General features: G+C 59.6%; 20 protein-coding genes. 4 read left to right on the top strand and 16 right to left on the bottom strand.

All coding sequences use genetic code 11. The features are described 5' to 3' along the window. Positions 1-11: 11 nt before the first annotated feature. From L8V22_RS06925 to betA, 14 genes are all read right to left on the bottom strand, one after another. Positions 12-329, bottom strand: a complete 318-nt coding sequence (locus tag L8V22_RS06925) for a DMT family transporter (RefSeq protein ID WP_023027792.1) — start codon at positions 327-329, stop codon at positions 12-14. Continuing rightward, positions 326-685, bottom strand: a complete 360-nt coding sequence (locus L8V22_RS06920) for a DMT family transporter (protein WP_238801696.1) — start codon at positions 683-685, stop codon at positions 326-328. Before L8V22_RS06920 ends, L8V22_RS06925 begins: the two co-directional genes overlap by 4 nt. Continuing rightward, positions 682-987 (bottom strand): MGMT family protein, encoded by a 306-nt coding sequence (locus tag L8V22_RS06915; RefSeq protein WP_238801695.1) that lies wholly within the window; start codon positions 985-987, stop codon positions 682-684. Before L8V22_RS06915 ends, L8V22_RS06920 begins: the two co-directional genes overlap by 4 nt. A 5-nt stretch (positions 988-992) precedes the next feature. Continuing rightward, positions 993-1,820 carry a VOC family protein gene (locus L8V22_RS06910; protein ID WP_238801694.1) on the bottom strand — a complete coding sequence of 276 codons (828 nt, stop codon included), beginning with the start codon at positions 1,818-1,820 and terminating at the stop codon, positions 993-995. Then, entirely contained in the window at positions 1,821-2,105 is a 285-nt protein-coding gene (locus tag L8V22_RS06905) for an RNA-binding S4 domain-containing protein (RefSeq protein WP_238801693.1), read from the bottom strand. Between the two features lie 35 nt (positions 2,106-2,140). Then, positions 2,141-3,076, bottom strand: a complete 936-nt coding sequence (locus tag L8V22_RS06900) for a CE1 family esterase (RefSeq protein ID WP_238801692.1) — start codon at positions 3,074-3,076, stop codon at positions 2,141-2,143. Continuing rightward, positions 3,069-3,398: a YbjQ family protein gene (locus tag L8V22_RS06895; protein ID WP_005323228.1), complete on the bottom strand. Its 330-nt coding sequence runs from the start codon at positions 3,396-3,398 to the stop codon at positions 3,069-3,071. Before L8V22_RS06895 ends, L8V22_RS06900 begins: the two co-directional genes overlap by 8 nt. 9 nt (positions 3,399-3,407) lie before the next feature. Further along, the gene (locus tag L8V22_RS06890) at positions 3,408-4,082 is read right to left on the bottom strand and encodes a LysE family translocator (RefSeq protein ID WP_238801691.1); all 675 of its coding nucleotides are present in this window, start codon (positions 4,080-4,082) and stop codon (positions 3,408-3,410) included. A gap of 136 nt (positions 4,083-4,218) precedes the next feature. After that, a complete protein-coding gene (locus tag L8V22_RS06885) occupies positions 4,219-4,371 on the bottom strand; it encodes a hypothetical protein (protein WP_269966426.1) in 153 nt (50 codons plus the stop codon). A gap of 548 nt (positions 4,372-4,919) precedes the next feature. Then, entirely contained in the window at positions 4,920-6,812 is a 1,893-nt protein-coding gene (locus L8V22_RS06880) for a heavy metal translocating P-type ATPase (RefSeq protein ID WP_238801689.1), read from the bottom strand. Continuing rightward, positions 6,809-7,168, bottom strand: coding sequence for a Cd(II)/Pb(II)-sensing metalloregulatory transcriptional regulator CmtR (gene cmtR / locus L8V22_RS06875; RefSeq protein WP_238801688.1), 360 nt, complete (start codon positions 7,166-7,168; stop codon positions 6,809-6,811). The genes L8V22_RS06880 and cmtR overlap by 4 nt, the downstream gene beginning before the upstream one ends. 82 nt (positions 7,169-7,250) lie before the next feature. After that, positions 7,251-7,493: a hypothetical protein gene (locus L8V22_RS06870; protein ID WP_049358962.1), complete on the bottom strand. Its 243-nt coding sequence runs from the start codon at positions 7,491-7,493 to the stop codon at positions 7,251-7,253. 253 nt (positions 7,494-7,746) lie between these two features. After that, positions 7,747-7,875, bottom strand: a complete 129-nt coding sequence (locus L8V22_RS06865) for a hypothetical protein (RefSeq protein WP_005276220.1) — start codon at positions 7,873-7,875, stop codon at positions 7,747-7,749. Positions 7,876-8,055: 180 nt separating this feature from the next. After that, positions 8,056-9,831 (bottom strand): choline dehydrogenase, encoded by a 1,776-nt coding sequence (gene betA / locus L8V22_RS06860; protein ID WP_198492330.1) that lies wholly within the window; start codon positions 9,829-9,831, stop codon positions 8,056-8,058. 333 nt (positions 9,832-10,164) lie between these two features. On the opposite strand from betA, the gene betT reads away from it, so the two are divergent. Both betT and L8V22_RS06850 read left to right on the top strand, forming a co-directional pair. Next, positions 10,165-12,414 (top strand): choline BCCT transporter BetT, encoded by a 2,250-nt coding sequence (betT, locus tag L8V22_RS06855; protein WP_238801687.1) that lies wholly within the window; start codon positions 10,165-10,167, stop codon positions 12,412-12,414. 45 nt (positions 12,415-12,459) lie between these two features. Beyond that, positions 12,460-14,037: an aldehyde dehydrogenase family protein gene (locus L8V22_RS06850; protein WP_238801686.1), complete on the top strand. Its 1,578-nt coding sequence runs from the start codon at positions 12,460-12,462 to the stop codon at positions 14,035-14,037. 141 nt (positions 14,038-14,178) lie between these two features. Here L8V22_RS06850 and L8V22_RS06845 read toward each other — a convergent pair whose 3' ends face one another. Both L8V22_RS06845 and L8V22_RS06840 read right to left on the bottom strand, forming a co-directional pair. After that, positions 14,179-14,724 carry an NADPH-dependent FMN reductase gene (locus L8V22_RS06845; protein WP_238801685.1) on the bottom strand — a complete coding sequence of 182 codons (546 nt, stop codon included), beginning with the start codon at positions 14,722-14,724 and terminating at the stop codon, positions 14,179-14,181. 38 nt (positions 14,725-14,762) lie between these two features. Beyond that, on the bottom strand, positions 14,763-15,452 hold the full coding sequence (locus tag L8V22_RS06840; RefSeq protein WP_238801684.1) for an alpha-ketoglutarate-dependent dioxygenase AlkB: 690 nt from the start codon (positions 15,450-15,452) through the stop codon (positions 14,763-14,765). 188 nt (positions 15,453-15,640) lie between these two features. Here L8V22_RS06840 and L8V22_RS06835 point away from each other — a divergent pair, with 188 nt between their 5' ends. Continuing rightward, positions 15,641-16,072 carry a MepB family protein gene (locus tag L8V22_RS06835; RefSeq protein WP_238801683.1) on the top strand — a complete coding sequence of 144 codons (432 nt, stop codon included), beginning with the start codon at positions 15,641-15,643 and terminating at the stop codon, positions 16,070-16,072. Between the two features lie 340 nt (positions 16,073-16,412). After that, the gene (locus L8V22_RS06830; RefSeq protein ID WP_238801682.1) at positions 16,413-17,123 is read left to right on the top strand and encodes an ASCH domain-containing protein; all 711 of its coding nucleotides are present in this window, start codon (positions 16,413-16,415) and stop codon (positions 17,121-17,123) included. Positions 17,124-17,141: the final 18 nt, after the last annotated feature.

The raw sequence follows: 17,141 nt of genomic DNA, 5'->3' as shown, positions 1-17,141 counted from the left end.
CCCCGCAGGTGCTACGCACCAGCTTCTACCAGCAGCACTCCTCCGACGATCAGAACCACTCCGAGGGATTTTAACCAGGTGAATGGCTCCTTGAAGAGGAGATATGAGGCGACGGCGGTAAGCGCGACACCAGTGGCAGCCCAGATGCCATAAGCCACGCCCAAGTCCATGCCAGCCTTGAGCACGAGCGCCAAGAAACCATAGGCGCTGACATAACACAGGGCGACAAGCACAACCCAGAAGCGACGGCCGGTCACCGCGGACATGCGCAGGCACAGCGTGCCGGTGACCTCAATGGCGGTAGCGAGGAAAAGTAAAAACCAGATCATTGCGGTGCCACCTCCACCGTGCGGTCTTCATCCTCGTCTGGTTTAGCGCCCACTTCCACGCAGAATACGCCGGCCATAATGAGCGCGATGCCAGCGAGTTTTACTGCTCCGAGCGGCTCGCCAAATAGCGCGGCGGAAAGCAGCGCGGTGGAAATGACTCCACCGGACGCCCAGAGACCGTAGGCCACGCCCACGTTGACGCCTTCTTGCATCACGCGGTGCAGGAGCACGAAGGCGAGGATGAAACAAAAAGCGGCCACACCGTAGATCCAGAAATGGTCCACCGCGTATTTCAGCGCGATGGTACCCACGACTTCGCTAGCAATCGCGAGGAAAAGAATGACCCAGGCCCTCACTCCATCAACTCCTGTAATTCGCGGGCATCGATTCCGTGCTCGTGCATTTTAACGCGCCCGCCAGCGTGGGCGATGGCCTCGCGGTCCCAGTACTCCGCCGCACGGGCGGGATCGTGTGAGGTGCCATCGGCGCGGACCACGCGCCACCAGGCGGTACCGGCACCGTGGCGCTTTAACACGGTACCGACGTTGCGCGCGCCGCAGCCAGCGACCTTTGCCACCTCACCATAGGAGGTGACGTTGCCGGGTGGAATCACGGCAACCACCGCCAGTACGCGCTTAACCAGTGGCGACTCACTCATCGCTACTACTGCAGGTCAAGGCCCAACACGTCATCCGATTCGGTCGGCTCCTCTTCAGGGGCATCGTCGACCTCGGTGAGGGTGATGGTCGCACCGGTGGAATCGGCCAAGAGGCACATGCGGCCAAAGGGCGAATCCCATGGTTCGCGGATGACCTCGCCGCCTAGTTCCACGGCCTTCTTCGCAGCAGCGTCGATATCGCGCACACCCAAGTAGGTCTGCCAGAAGCTCGGCACCTGGGGCGGGAACTGGCCCTCGGCGTTCCACAGGCCGGCAAAGGGCGCACCGTCTTCTTCCGCGGTGGCGTAAATGAAGTTCTCATCCTCGGACTGCATGGCGCGAATTTCCCAATTGAAAAGCTCTCCATAAAAGTCCATTGCGCGCCGGAAACCCGAGGTTGCGGTGAGCTCGTGCCATACCGGGGTGCCGGGTTCGCCGGCGGCGACGAAGTGCTCTGGGCCGGCGGGCTGGATGAGGCCGAACATGCCGCCGGCGGCGTCGGCAAGCAAAGCCATGTGCCCTAGCTGCACTTGCTGCGGCTCCACCAGGATGCGCCCGCCCAGGCTCTCGGCGCGCTGGCAATCACCCGCGATGTCCTTGGAGAGGAAGTAGGTCACCCAAGTATCCGGCATGGGTGCTTCTTCCGGTTGCGGGATAAGTCCGGCGATGGGCAGGCCCTGCAAGCGCGCCATCTGATAAGGCTTTTCCTCCGCAGACTCGGCGGAAATCTCCCACCCCAGTACCTCCTCGTAAAAGTGCGCGGACTTGCGCGGGTCCGAGGTGGTCAGGTCAATCCAGTAGGGCATGCCCACTTCAGCTTCGAATGCTGGCATCTACATATTCCTCCACTTTTCCGGATCAAAGTCATCGTCGGCCGTGGCCTCGTCAAAATAATCATCGTCATCGTCCGACTCGCCCACCCGCGCGCAGGCATCCTCGATGCACACTTCATCGCCTGGGTGAAGTGTGGCACCCCGGCGCGTTTCGGGCTCGCCATTGACCGTAACCACGCCTGCCGCGATGAGTTCCTTGGCCTCGCCGCCGGTAGCCACCAAGCTCGCCAGCTTGATGAACTGCCCCAATTTAATGGAGTCGCCGTTGATAGGAATGTCTAGCATGCCGCCCAGCTTACCCAGCCCGCGCGCTGCGCTTACTACGGGTGGTCGATATGGAAGAAATCCAGCACCGTATCAGTGGTCCACTCTGCCTTGACTAGGCCGGAATGGTCCGTAGCCCCACCGTTCCACGTGTGCGTGCCCCCGTGGATGGTGTATTGCTCGGTGCGCGCATCACATACCCGCCAGGTAAAGTGCTCCACTGCGTCTTTCCGACGCCTCTTTGGGAACGGATTGCACCCATTTTCTTTCGCAATCCCGCGCAGCGATTGTTTGGCCGAGTGGTAGTGCGCTCCGTGTTGGCGCCCACCGCCATATTTCATCAGCGCGTCTTCGGTGCCGTGGATATCCAGGTAATCGGTGGGCTCGCTGGCGCAGTCTTTTTCCACGCGGTCATATTTTGCCGCCGAGACCGTGGCCACCGCATCGAATAGGCCCGGCCGCTTGCAGGTCACCGCACGGGCGAACCCGCCGCCATTGGAAAAGCCCACGCCATAGGTGGTGTCCGTGGCGGGATAGTGGCGGCGGACGAAATCAATCGTGTCATCGACGTATGTGAGGTCATCGTCCAAGCTGGTTACCGCATACGGTGCCGGCGCCCATGCCTTGCCCGCGCCTTGGACAAAGACGGTAATGGCATCGCCTTGGGAAAGGTCAGTGCCTTTGAACATATTGCCGGCGTCCATCTCATAGCCGTGCATCGCCACCACCACGGGCAAGCGGTGGTGCTTATCCGCATTAAACGGAACGTGGACTACAAAACTGCGATGATTTTGTAGGTTAATGATCTGGTAGCGGCCATTGGCCGTTGTGCCCTGGTCCGGCAGCGTGGTGATATAGCCATCGGCCGCGCCTTGCGATTCATTCGGCACGCTGCCCGGCTGCGGCGGTTCTTCCTCGCACCCCGCCATGAGTCCGGCTGCCGCGCATAACCCAGCACACAGGGCCAGTGTTTTCTTGCCGATTTTAATCACGAGCGCGCAGCTTCACCGCCGTGCCGGTAGCTGTAACCATCAACATGTCATTCGACGTTCCCATGGGCGAATAATCAAAGGCGATGCCCACCACACCATCGGCCCCGAGCTCCTGCCCGCGGCGCCACAGCTCATCGAGTGCCGCCTCGCGCGCCTTGATGGCTTCGCTTTCGTATCCAGCGGAGCGTCCACCGGTGATATTGCGGAGGGATGCCCCGAAATCCTTCAGCATATTAATACCGATGACGGTTTCCCCGGCGATGATGCGGATATAGTCCGTAATTTCATAGCCATCAACGGTATTAGTAGTGGTAAAAATCATGGCCCCAGATTACATGGCTATAAGGCCACGCACTCCTTCAAAAAGGATGATGACACCCAGCAGCAGGAAGACCACGCCGCTGACAATATCCACCCAGGCGGAGTTCTTAGCCATCCACTTCGATACCGCGCGGGTGCTCAAAGCCACGCCTACAAAGAGCACGAGGCTTTCCAAAATCAATACGGCACCCACCATGAGAGTGGCACCGATGCCCATGCCGGGGTCGATGAAGTTGGCAAAGATGGCGCCAAAGAAGATGACCACTTTGGGGTTCGAGAGATCGCAGATGAATCCCATGCGATAGGCGGTGGCCGCCTTGATAATGCCGTCCGGCGTAAACCCGCGCGGCTGCGGGGCGCGGGTTTCGGTGCCCACTACGGTTGCGGGCGCGCGGCGCTCCTTGATGCCACCGGTAATGGCGGTATAGGCCATCCACAGCAGGTAACAACCACCGAGAACCTGCAGCGCCACGAGGATGCCAGGGTGCGCGGAAATCAGCGCGGATAGCCCCGCCAAGGAGGCCACGGTCCAAATGGTAAGGCCGGTGGTACTACCAAGCGCCGCCCATACGGCTGCGCGCGTAGAACGCGCACCTAAGCGAATGATTTGCACTACGTCTGGACCCGGCGAGGCCATCGCCGCGAACCACACGCCCATCAGAGTCACGAGGGCGCTAATAGCCACCTAACACCTCCATACTCGCATGCTATTGGATTAACGCATGCCACTATAAGGGCCCTCTCACCTGCAGCGAAACAGGTAAGTTCTGTGATTTAGGCGGCTCCTATATCAACTCTTTTATAGAAATCCGCCACCTGCACTAACTGAAGAGCTCGATGATGCCCTCCACGGCCATTACGAGTCCCAGCACCGCAAAGATAAGACCGGAAACGATATCGATGGTCGCGAAATGATGCGCAATCCAGCGCGATGCCGCGCGCACAATGAGCGCAAAGGTAGAAAACCACGCCACGGGCATCGCCACGCGGATTGCCGCCACCGCAACGGTCCAAGTGGGCGAGATATCGGGGCGAATAAACTGCGCGAAAACCGCGGTGAAGAATCTGCATCTAGTCGGTTACGGCAACTGGAACGGCGAGGGCTCGGTAATGCTGATGAGGGTGGGGTCCTTTGTCAAACACACTGCCCAGGTAGTCGCAGGCTGTGTCGATGAGACTCGGCGACACTCCGAATGGATGTCCGCGGTATCAAGGCCGCTGAACTATTCAAGTTGCAGGACGTAAAGAGTCTCGCGGTGACGCTTGGTCCCTGAGCAAGTTCGATCCTTCCACGATCTGCGCTGGAGACGCCGCGCGCTCGGGGCCCTTGACCGGCTGGGGCACGTGCTGGGTGGTGGCTCGCCCACAGCCCCCGTGCCCACACGCACCGAGAAGGGACAGATCACCGAGTACGATCCCGATTCCACGGAGACGGACCGTAAACTCGAATGACGTGCCTGGCCCAAGGTGTGTCCGCTCGGCGTGTGTGGTTTAACCCTTATGAGACTTGCCGGTCACAGCCTCAGTGCTTCGCTTGCGCAGCCCGCAGGCCGTTCAAGATCACGATCACTTCGGCGACCTCGTGAACCAACACGACGGCGGCCAGGCCCAGCACGCCGCTGATCGCCAGTGGCAACAACACGATGATGATGGCCAGAGACAGCACGATGTTCTGGTTGATGATCCGGCTTCCTCGGCGGGCGTGCTGCAGCGCCTTCGGGATTAGCCGGAGGTCGTGGCCGGTGAAGGCGACGTCAGCGGACTCGATCGCGGCGTCAGAGCCGGTCGCTCCCATCGCTATGCCCACCGTCGCGCCCGCCAGTGCCGGCGCGTCGTTGATGCCGTCGCCGATCATCGCTGTCGACGTCTTGGAGGAGAATTCGGCGACGATGCTTGTCTTGTCCTCAGGGCGCAGCTCGGCGCGCACGTCGTTGATTCCGGCGATTCCAGCCAGCGCCCGGGCGGTGCGAGTGTTGTCGCCGGTGAGCATGCTTACTTCCACGTCGTTGGCGTGCAGGGCCTGCACGGCTTCGGGCACCTCGGGCCGCAACTCGTCGCGGACCCCGATCGCCCCGGCGAGAGCGTCATCGACGGTGACCAGGACGCAGGTCTGGCCCTCGGACTCCATGCGCTCAACGTCTGCTTTCAGTGGCCCGGCGTCGATCCATCGGGGGCTGCCCACCAGCACCCGTCGGCCTTCGACGGTGCCGCCGATGCCATGCCCAGCTTCCTCGCTGATGTCCGAGGCGGTGCGCGCTTCGGGCCCCGCTGCCGCGATCGCCGCGGCGAGGGGGTGCGTCGATTGCTGCTCAACTGCCGCCGCGAAAGAAAGCACCTGCGTCCGATCGAATCCGTCTGCCGGGACCACTCCGGTAACCTCAGGCTGGTTGCGGGTAAGGGTTCCGGTTTTGTCCACTGCCAGGTGACGGATGCCGCCGAGTCGCTCGAACGCCGCGCCGGACTTGATGACCACTCCGAACTGGCTGGCCGCGCCGATCGCGGCCACGACCGTCAGCGGCACGGAGATTGCCAGCGCGCACGGCGACGCTGCGACCAGGACTACCAGCGCACGGGTGATCCACGTCTCAGGGTCGCCCAGCAGTGAGCCGATAACGCCGACCAGCACCGCCAGGATCATCACCCCGGGCACTAGGGGTTGGGCAATCCGGTCGGCGATCCGGGCGCGGTCGCCCTTTTCCGCCTGCGCTTGCTCGACTAGGTCCACGAGTGTGGTCAGCGAGTTGTCCGTTCCAGCTGCGGTCGTCTCGACCTCCAGCACCCCGGCGGAGTTGATCGCTCCCGCAGGCACTTCGTCGCCGGGCGCAACCTCCTCCGGAATGGATTCTCCGGTGATCGCTGAGGTGTCAAGGCTGGAGCGCCCGGATCGAATGATGCCGTCCGTGGCGATCCGCTCCCCGGGGCGCACGAGCATTAGCTCGCCAACCTCGAGGTCCTTCGCTTCGACCTCGGCCGCTGTGCCGTCGCGCAGCACCGTCGCGGTCTGCGGTACCAGCTTCAACAGCGCCCGCAGTCCGCCTTGGGCCCGGTCCATCGCCTTGTCTTCCAGTGCCTCGGCGATCGAGTACAGGAACGCTAGCGCCGCGGCCTCTCCGACGAATCCGAGGATCACCGCACCGACCGCGCTGATCGTCATTAGCAAGCCAATGCCGAGCTTGCGCTTCGTGACAAGGTTCCGGATCGCTCCAGGCGCGAACGTGTAAGCGCCCAACAGCAGGCCAACCCAATAAAGTACCGTCGCGGGCGTCTCCAAGTCGGACCAGTCCAGCGCCAGTCCTGTTATGAGGGCTACGCCGGAGAAGATCGGCAGCAGTAGCTCAGGGTCCTTCCACCATGGCCGATCGAGCTCGTCAATCTCCGTAGCAGGTTCGTGTTCGCATCCACATGCTGAACTCATGCGTCCGTTCCTTTCTCGCCGCAGTCGGGCACCGAGCACTCAGTGTCGATACAGGGGGCATTCTCGTCGACGACCAGCGTCGCGTGGACCAGCGCTTCGAGCGCTGCCGCGAGGTGGGGATCGGCGATTTCGTAGCGGGTCTTGCGGCCCTCCGGCTCAGCTACGACAATGCCACAATCGCGCAGGCAGGATAGGTGATTCGAGACGTTCGAGCGGGTCAGATCCAAGCTCTGCGCGAGCACGGCCGGGTAGCTCGGACCGTCTAGTAGGGTTAGCAGGATTCGGGAGCGCGTCGGATCAGCCATGGCCCGGCCGAGCCGGTTCATGACGTCGAGGCGCGAAGCAATAGTCAGCATGCGCTGAACTATACAGTGTGCGATGAACTATTTAAAATGGGCTGAACTAACAGTCACGCGAAAGTCCTGCGACCTGCAAGAATTAGTCGATGGGATAGCCGATGACTGGTCCTTCGCGGTTCGGCTGCCAACTCAACGCGGGGGCGACGTGGGCGGCGAAATTCTCCAGAATCTTCACGTGGATGTCCACACCCACCCCTGTGGGGATGGTGATGAACAGGGTGTCGGCGGACATGACGGCGGCGTAGGTGCGGCCAGCGACACTGACACCAGGTTCTCCATCAAGGGCTAGACACTCACGGACATTGCGTACGGGTCGAACCACACGTAGCGAAGCTTTCTAATAGCCAAATGACTAACTCTTTTCGCTGGTATCCGGGAATGATACTTCCTTGAAGTCGGCAGTGTTGGCTACCCTGCGTACGAAGTACTGGAACTGCTGCTTGGAAACCACTTTGGTCTACGAAGCCATAGCCTTCAAGCTACATCGCAGGAAAATTCCATTTCACGGGCGGTATGGGCCTTTTGCAGTTGGTTAATTCGAAATTTGTTCACCATCTCCTTAGCCACCCGCACGATTAACGCGGTGTTTCGCCATCTTCGCGCGAGGCGAGTAGTTCCTTTAAGTGCGCATCGATGTCATCGAGCTTTTTAATAACGGCAACGGCGAAAACGATACTAATGACTAGAGCGATAATGCTGAGCATTAATGCCTTCCTTTACTCTGGCGCCCCATTGCATTGGACCTGGTTCCTTGCGAGGCGATTAAATCATGGTTCTGGTCAGGCGGAGGGGTACGCGGTGGGAAAGGGAGACGTCGGCAAGCAAAAGCGCCGCGCCCCCAGGAAAAGGGAACGCGGCGCTACAGCCATCCGGCGCGGGGGTGCTTAGTGGTCAGCGCCCTGGATGGAGTGCTTGTGATCGCGGACTGCTTCGCCCTCAGCATAGAGCGGCATATCCTGCTTGGCCTTGTACCACTCAGCGTGGTTCGGCTCGAGCGGGGTACGGCCGGCGATGAGGTCGGCAGCCTTCTCACCCACCATCATGGTTGGGGCGTAGATATTGCCGTTGGTCACGGACGGGAAGACGGAGGCATCCGCAATGTAGAGGCCTTCGACGCCCCATACACCCATGGTGTCTGGGTTAACTACGGCCATAGGATCGGACTCCGCGCCCATCTTGGCGGTGCACGATGGGTGCAGCGCGGTCTCGCCATCGTTGCGGACCCACTCCAGGATCTCCTCGTCGGTCTGGACATCCGGGCCCGGGCTGAACTCGCGGGCGCCTACCTCTTCCATAGCCTTGGTATCCAGCAGGGAGCGGGCAACGCGTACGGCCTCAACCCACTCGCGGCGGTCCTGGTCGGTCTTCAGGTAGTTGAAGAGGATGGACGGCTTGTCGTGGATATCGGCGCTCTTGATGTGAACGTGGCCCTTGGTATCGGAGAACATCGGGCCCACGTGCCACTGGAAGCCGTGCTTGACGTCCGCCTTCTGGCCGTCGTAGCGCACGGCCATCGGCAGGAAGTGGAACATGAGGTTCGGGTAATCCTCATTCTCATTGGAGCGCACGAAGCCGCCGCCCTCAAAGTGGGAGGTAGCAACCGGGCCCTTGTGGGTCAGCAGCCACTGCAGGCCCATGAACGGCCAGCGCCACTTATCCAGGTAAGGCTGGGAGGACGCGGTGGACTTGGTGGTCTCATACTGGATGTAGACCTCGAGGTGGTCCTGCAGGTTCTCGCCCACACCCGGCAGGTGCTTGACGACGTCGATGCCGTGCTTCTCCAGAATCTCACGGTCACCAATGCCGGAGATTTCCAGCAGCTGCGGGGTGTTAATGGCACCGGCGGACAGCACGATCTTTTCGGCATAAACGCGGTGAACGCCGCCCTGCCACTCGTACTCGACGCCGACGGCCTTCTGTCCCTCGAAGAGGATCTTGGTGGTAAATGCGCGGGTGCGGATCTCGAGGTTCTCGCGATCCATGTTGGGGTAGAGGTAAGCGCGGGCAGCGGACCAGCGCTTGCCGTTCTTAATATTACGGTCGAACGGAGCGAAGCCTTCCTGGCGGTAACCATTGACGTCATTGGTCAGGTTGTAGCCGGCTTCCTGCACAGACTTGAACAGGGCCTGGAAGAGCTCGGAGGTAGCCGGACCGCGGGAGAGGTACAGCGGGCCATCGTGGCCACGGCGCGGATCGTTCGGCTCGGCCGCAGCGGCGGTTTCCATGCGGTTGAAGTACGGCAGGCAGTGGGCGAAGTCCCAGTTCTCCATGCCCGGGTTCTGGCCCCACTTCTCATAGTCCATCGGGTTACCGCGCTGGTAGATCATGCCGTTGATGGAAGAAGATCCGCCGAGAACCTTGCCGCGGGCATGGTAGACGCGGCGGCCGTTCATCTCCGGCTCCGGATCGGACTCGTACATCCAGTCATAGTTCTTTGCACCGATTGGGAAAGAGAAACCGGATGGCATGTGAATGAACAGATCCCACAGGGAATCTGGGCGGCCGGCCTCGAGGACCAGCACGCGGGTGTTCTTGTCTTCGGTCAGGCGTGCGGCGATGACGGAGCCTGCGGAGCCACCGCCAACGACGACTACGTCGCTTACTTCATCGGTGACCTTTTTAGCGGAACGCTTCTTGGTCAGCTTGTCCATAAAACCCATAAATCCCCTTCTTTCTGTGAAATATTTCACACGTCAAGATCGCCCCACCGGAAGTGAAAATATTGTAATTTATACAAAAGTCTGTATTTATTCACATCGCCTTATGTGCGGGCACTACCTCCAGAGTACACATCCCTCTAGAAGTTTGCCCATCTTAATGTATATTTACCTTGTCCGGATGGATGTCTCTGGAGATGAAATCCGAAGTCTTTGCGCATAGTTCGCCCGAATATGATTCATTTCACTCACCTATCTCTCCCTGCGATCTTGTGAGCATTTTGGGGCACCCGTGCGAAAGATTCGGCCCAAAACAACCAACAATAGGAGAAGTAGATGGCTAACTTTGCCCCTCACGATCCTGAGGAGTCTCACACTTCAAGTAAAGACCCCCAACAAGGGGGTAAAAACACCTCTCTCGCAACCCCATCTGGAGAGCCCAAGAAGCGCAGCCCGCGCTACCAAGTTCGTGCCCTCGTCGGCAGCTACAAAGCTGAAACCGGCGATGCCGTAGGCGCGGATCAGGTCCCTGCCCCCAAGACAAACTGGCCGGTATTTATCATCTCCGGCGTCCTCATTATCGCCATGGCGCTCTATGCCGGGCTCGGCCGTGATTCCGCGGCGGAAACCCTGGCTAGCGTCACCGGCTGGATCGGCCACAACCTCGGCTGGTTCTATGTCCTTACCGCCACCATCGCCGTGGTCTTCGTGCTCTATATTGCCTTTTCCAATGCTGGCAATATCCGCCTCGGACCGGACCACTCGCGGCCGAAATTCAATACCTTCTCCTGGGCGTCCATGCTCTTTGCCGCCGGCATCGGCGTGGACCTCATGTTCTTCGCCGTGGCCGAGCCGGTGACCATGTACATGCAGCCACCGGTGGGTGACGGCGAGACCATGGAAGCCGCCAAGGAAGCCGTGGTCTACGCCATGTTCCACTATGGCCTGACTGGCTGGGCTCTTTACGCCCTGATGGGCATGGCCTTCGGTTATTTTGCCTACCGCCTCAATATGCCGCTAGCTATCCGCTCCGCGCTCTACCCGCTCATCGGCAAGCGCGTGCACGGCCCTATCGGCTCCGCGGTAGACATCGCCGCCATGCTAGGCACCGTCTTCGGTGTGACCGCCTCCCTGGGTATCGGTGTGGTGCAGCTGTCCTATGGCTTCCACCTCATCTTCGGCATTGAGCAGGGCTTCGGTCTGCAGGCCGCGCTCATCATCATCGCCATCACTATTGCCACCCTCTCGGCCGTATCCGGCGTGGATAAGGGTATTCGCTTCCTCTCCGAGCTGAACGTCTACCTGGCCATTGCACTGATGATCTACGTCGTGGTCTTTGGCAAGACCGCCTACCTCTTCGATGCCATCGTGACCAATATCGGTGACTATGTCTCGAAGTTCCCATCTTGGACCATGGAAACCTTCGCCTTTGCCGATGACCAAGCCAACGTGGATACCTGGATGCAGTCCTGGACCCTCTTCTTCTGGGCATGGTGGATTGCCTGGGCTACCTTCGTCGGCCTCTTCCTGGCCCGCATCTCCCGCGGCCGCACCCTGCGCCAGTTCATCTTTGGCACCCTGACCTTCCCGTTCCTGTTCATCCTGATGTGGATGTCCTTCTTCGGTAATACCGCCCTGGACATGGTCCGCTCCGGTGACTACCCCGAGTTCGCCGAAAACGCGATCAACGTGCCGGAACAGGGCTTCTATGACATGCTGCACGAGTTCCCAGGCTCTGGCATCGTCATCTTCTTGACCACCTTTATTGGCTTGCTGCTCTATATCACCTCAGCCGACTCCGGCGCGCTGGTGATGTCCAACTTCACCTCCCGCATCACCGATAACCGTCAGGATGGCGCGCGCTGGCTGCGCATCTTCTGGTCCGTGACCGTAGGTGCGCTGACCTTGGCGCTGCTGCAGATCGACGGCATTGCCACCGTGCAGTCCGCGACCGTCGTGATGGGCCTGCCCTTCGCGTTCGTGGTCTACCTCATCATGTTCTCCCTGTGGAAGTCCCTGCGCCTTGAAAACGTGCAGCGCGAGGCCCGCACCACCGCTATACACGGCGTGATTTCTTCCCGTACTGAGCGCGAGCCTTCGGATTCCAACCTGTGGAAGAACCGCCTCGACCGCGCCAATACCTACCCCTCCAAGCAGGAGATGGATACCTACCTGCGCGATACCGCCACCTACGCTTTGGAGCAGGTTGCTACCCACATGCGTACCCGTGGCTATGACGCCATCTTGCTCACCAGCGAGCTTCCCGACGTCGAACTGCCCCAGCTCGACCTAGAAGTAAAGCTGCACAATGAGCGCATGTTCCGCTACCAGCTCTTCCCGGTAGCGGCCGAGCGCCCCGACTTCAGCGCGGGCGAAGGCGACGAGTACTACCGCCTCGAGGTCTACGATATGACCGGTTCGCTGGGCTATGACGTCTACGGCTATTCCGAGAACCAGATCATTAACAATGTGCTGGATCTTTATGAGCGTCACTTGGCCTTCCTCTACATGCAGCAGACCCAGCCGGGCGACTCCGATGTCTCCGATGGCGCCGAGCCCGAGCGCACCTGGCGCGAAGATAGCTAAGCTGGCCCTTACAACTACCTCTATGAGAGAAAGGTTGCTTTTCACTTGAGCACCCAGAACACTTTGTTCGACCCCACCCAGACCGATTTGCTGAAGGGCGTGCATGCTGATGGCGCCCCGAAGTCCCTGTTCATCAACGGTAAGTGGGAAGCCGCCCAGAGCGGCGAGACCCGCACCATCATCTGCCCGGCCGATGGTTCCACCGTCGGTTTAGTTTCCGAGGCATCCGACGAGGACACCGAGCGCGCCATCAAGGTTGCCCGGGAAACCTTCGATAACGGCGAGTGGGCCAATACCCCGTCCGCCGAGCGCGGCAAGCTCGTCATCCGCGTTGCCGATTTCATCCGTGAGCACAAGGAGCTTTTCGCTCAGGCCGAGTCCGCTGATACCGGCAAGCGCTACGAGGAGTCCTTGGGTGATATGGATGACATTGCCAACGCCTTCGAGTACTTCGGCACCCTGGCCCAGCACCAGGCCGGCCGCGTAGTCGACCCGCAGGATCCCAACCTGCGCTCCCGCATCGACGCCGAGCCCGTCGGTGTCTGCGGCCTGATTACGCCATGGAACTACCCGCTGCTGCAGGTCTCCTGGAAGGTCGGTCCGGCCCTGGCTGCCGGCAATACCTTCGTCCTCAAGCAGGCAGAGCTCACCCCGCACACCGCGATGCTGCTCATGGCCGCCCTCAAGGAGTGCGGTCTGCCGGACGGCGTAGGCAACCTCATTACCGGCGCCGGCGCTAACTGCGGTAACCCGCTCTCCCAGCACCCTGATGTAGACATGGTTTCCTTCACCGGTGGCCTGGTCACCGGCAAGATCATCGCCAAGAATGCGGCGGAGACCGTCAAGCGCACCGCGCTCGAGCTCGGCGGCAAGAACCCGAACGTCATCTTCGCCGATGCTGATTTCGACGTCGCCGTGGACAACGCCCTCAATGGCGCCTTCTTCCACTCCGGCCAGGTCTGCTCCGCAGGCTCCCGCATCGTCGTAGAAGAGTCCCTGCACGATAAGTTCGTCGACGCCTTAGTAGAGCGCGCCAATAAGATCAAGATCGGCGGCCCGACCGATGACAAGGCCGAGACCGGCCCGCTCATCTCCGCCGAGCACCGCGAGAAGGTTGCTGCCTACGTGGACAAGGCTCGCGAGCAGGGCGCCAAGATCCTCACCGGTGGCCGCGCCGCCACCAGCGAGGACACCAATGGCCAGCACGGCACCGGCAACACCGACTTGGGCGCTGGTGTCTACTACCTGCCGACCATCATTGACGGAGCTACCCGCAAGATGGACTGCGTCCACGACGAGGCCTTCGGCCCGACCGTGACCATCGAGACCTTCACCACCGAGGAGGAGGCCATCGCCATCGCGAATGACACCGAGTACGGCTTGGCAGGCGCTGTCTACACTTCCGACGCCGGCCGCGCCGAGCGCGTAGCCCGCGCCCTGCGCCACGGCACCATCTGGATCAACGACTTCCACCCGTACCTGCCGCAGGCAGAGTGGGGCGGCTTCAAGCAGTCCGGCAACGGCCGCGAGCTTGGCCCCACCGGCTTGGCCGAGTACCAGGAGCACAAACACGTGTACCAGAACCTCTCCCCTGCCGCTTGGGATCAATTTGGCCTGCAGTAACTAAGCCGGCCACCTAATAGTCAGCCCCCGCTGCTCGGAAAGAGCGCGGGGGCTGAATTGTTGTAAGAGACCAACGTGCGGCCACGTTATCGGTCTCGTTCACCTATTGCGGGGCCAGAACGTGGCCGCAGTGCGAACTGACTAGGCAGTAACGGCATCTTCCAGCTCGGCCAGCAAGGAATTGGTGCGTTCTACCTTGGCATCCACGGGGCGGAATTCGCCTTCGGTCCAGTCAGTAAAGAAACCGAAGTCGAGCTGATTGCGCAGCTGCGGCATGGAGAAGTTGACCACGATGGTGCGCCATGCTTCCACGCCGCGGATTGCGCCCGCTGGACCGTAACCGGCGAACGCGACTGGCTTGCCGGTCCACTCCCCGGCCAAGCAGTCGAAGGCATTCTTGAACGGACCCGGCACCGAGCGGTTGTACTCCGGGGTAACAAATACGAAGCCATCGCAGGCATCCACTGCATCAGACCAAGCCTGCACCTTTTCATCCGCATACTGCTTATTGGCGGTGGCAGGAATGACGTCAGTGGTCAGCAGCGGAACATCAAACTCCTTGAGGTCCAGCAAGGTGTACTCCACCCCATCCTGGCGCCCCTGGGCAAGATCATAAAGCCACTCACCCACGACCTTGCCGGCCGAGTTATCGCGGGTAGTGCCGATGATGATGCCGATACGAGACATAAGAGAACCTTCTTTCCTTCAAGCTTTATGTAACGTCCCTAGCTTACCGCCCGCGCAGATACTTGTCTGATGGTGATGTTGATACGTCCCTCACTCAACCCGCACCCCTCCGGCAACGTACCGTCGTTAACGCGCACTACCCCGTGGTAGGCAAAACGCTTTGGCCCACCAAAGACCACCAAATCCCCAGAGCACAGCGTGATATCATCCCACGGCCGCGTGCGCGATTCGGTATGGCCCATGCGGAAAAGAGCCTCATCCCCAATGGATAGCGAAATCACCGGGGCAGGTGACTCCTCCGAATCATCCACGTGCATGCCCATGGCCGAGCCCGGCGGATAGTAATTAACTAGCGCCATCTCCGGCACGAAGTTCTCCACCCACGGCTCTAGCTCAGGTGCCACCTCGGCTGCGGCGCGCAGTGCCCCCGGAGCAATCCGCCGCAGGCTCTCCGGCACCGGCGGAACCCGTGTACCGTCCATATTGTCCACATACCGATAGCTGGGATAATGCCAATACCTGCCCAAATGCAGCTGAAATACGCTCATTTGCCCGCCGGATTTCAGCCGGGGGCGCACCATCGCCATCGGCGTATTCGCATACTCGCGCGCAATGCCACGCATCTCTTCTACCAAGGCCTTCTGCTTATCGACGCCCACCCACTCCGGCACATGACCCACCCCCGGAGCCACACGCACGCTCGGTCGCGGCAGGGAATCAAAAAGCATGACCTCACCCTAAACCCAACGTCCCAATAGATCGATCCAGAACTTTCCTTCGACAAGGCCCAGAATGCGTTTAAGACCAATCGGCCCCAACCCTGGGCACTTCAAACAACGTGGGGAATTTGTTGCCCTCCGCCGCTTTCCTTAAGCTTGAAATTTGGACGAAAGTAGCTGTATACATCACGTAGAAAATGAAATTTGAATCCTTTTACCGATTCATGGCGTCCTTTAATTTAGAGGGCACCATCAACGGAACAAGTGATAATGCGAATTATGAATCGGGAATAGCCGAGTTGGGAGCTAAAACCTGGCATGTTCGCACAGCACGCACCACGCCTTCTAAGCCGGGAGCCTTCGTAGCATTCTGGCAACGCAACCATGAAGGGGAATCCGTGCCTTTTGAAGATTCTTCCTGCGGCGACGGTCTCCTAGTCTTTGTGATTCAAGGAGATCACCGAGGTGTGTTTCAATTTAGCAATCAAGATTTACAACGTCTCGGTATTACCTCCGGAGCAACCCCAGGAAAGAGAGGATTTAGAGTGTATCCGCCATGGAGTGAGGGGCTGAACTCCAACGCTTTAAAGACTCAAAAGCAGCAACAGGCATCGTTTACAGAATTTTGATTTGTGTGTACACAAGCAAATCGATCACAATCTGCACACCCAGTACGCAGAAGGGTGGTAAACGCTCAACTTACGCACTAACGCGGTTTTCGGCGGATCCACCCACCTGTTAAAGCGCAAAGAAAGAGGACTGCTTCTGTCATTGCTGCGGCACATCGCTTATTCCGACTGCCGTCCTGCATTATCTGCCCACACGCGCGCTCCCACAAAAGCGGTAGTCATAGCATTCATGAGGACGTCTGTTAAGCCCAGCAATTTTTTATGCATCCAAGAAACCCCGATGTTCCCGATCTCTGTCTTCACATAGATAAAGCGCGTTGGCAATTATTACGCTTAAAGAGTGATTACTAACGAACTTCGAAATTTGCTAGCCAAAGCAACTACTCACGCACGGCGCTTTCAGGACGGAGGAGATCACACTGTAGCCGCAGCACTCCTTACCAAATCAGGAAAACACGTACTCGGTTTGAACGCGCACCACTTCCTCGGTGGTCCTTGTGGGGAAGTCTCGGCTTTAGCTAACCATGCTTCTAGTTATCCAGAGGACCCAATCCAAGCAGTAGTCGCCGTATACGGACCTACTGGTCAAGTTATTCCTCCCTGCGGTAAATGCCGCCAGGTGCTTTTTGATGTTGATCCGTCCATTCGGTGCATCGTGCGCGGAAGCAATGGACTTGAAGCACCTACCGTAGAAGAACTCTTGCCATTCGCATTCAACTGGCGAGATATGGAACAAGAGCAGCGCATCTACATGTGGGAAGGCTACGAGGAATCAATTCGTAGCGGAGAAAAGCAACAAACCATCCGGGTAGATGATCCTTTCCATAAAGGAGATGCCCACATTGTCTTCGAGAAAGAATCTGGAGAGATCGTCACCATTCCTGCACAGGTCACAGCCGTTACCTCCACCCGGCGAAGTGAATTGTCGGAAAAGCAAGCCCGAAATGACGGTTTTGGCTCTCTCACCGAGCTTCAGAAAGCGCTAGATGCTCACTATCCCGGTTTAGGTGACGATGACGAAGTAGACGTCGTAGAGTTCAAACTGCGGTAGTCCATCCAGACCGAAAGG

The organism is Corynebacterium yonathiae (genome assembly GCF_027570195.1).
Lineage (GTDB): Bacteria > Actinomycetota > Actinomycetes > Mycobacteriales > Mycobacteriaceae > Corynebacterium > Corynebacterium yonathiae.
This window is presented reverse-complemented; position numbering and strand designations above follow the sequence as displayed.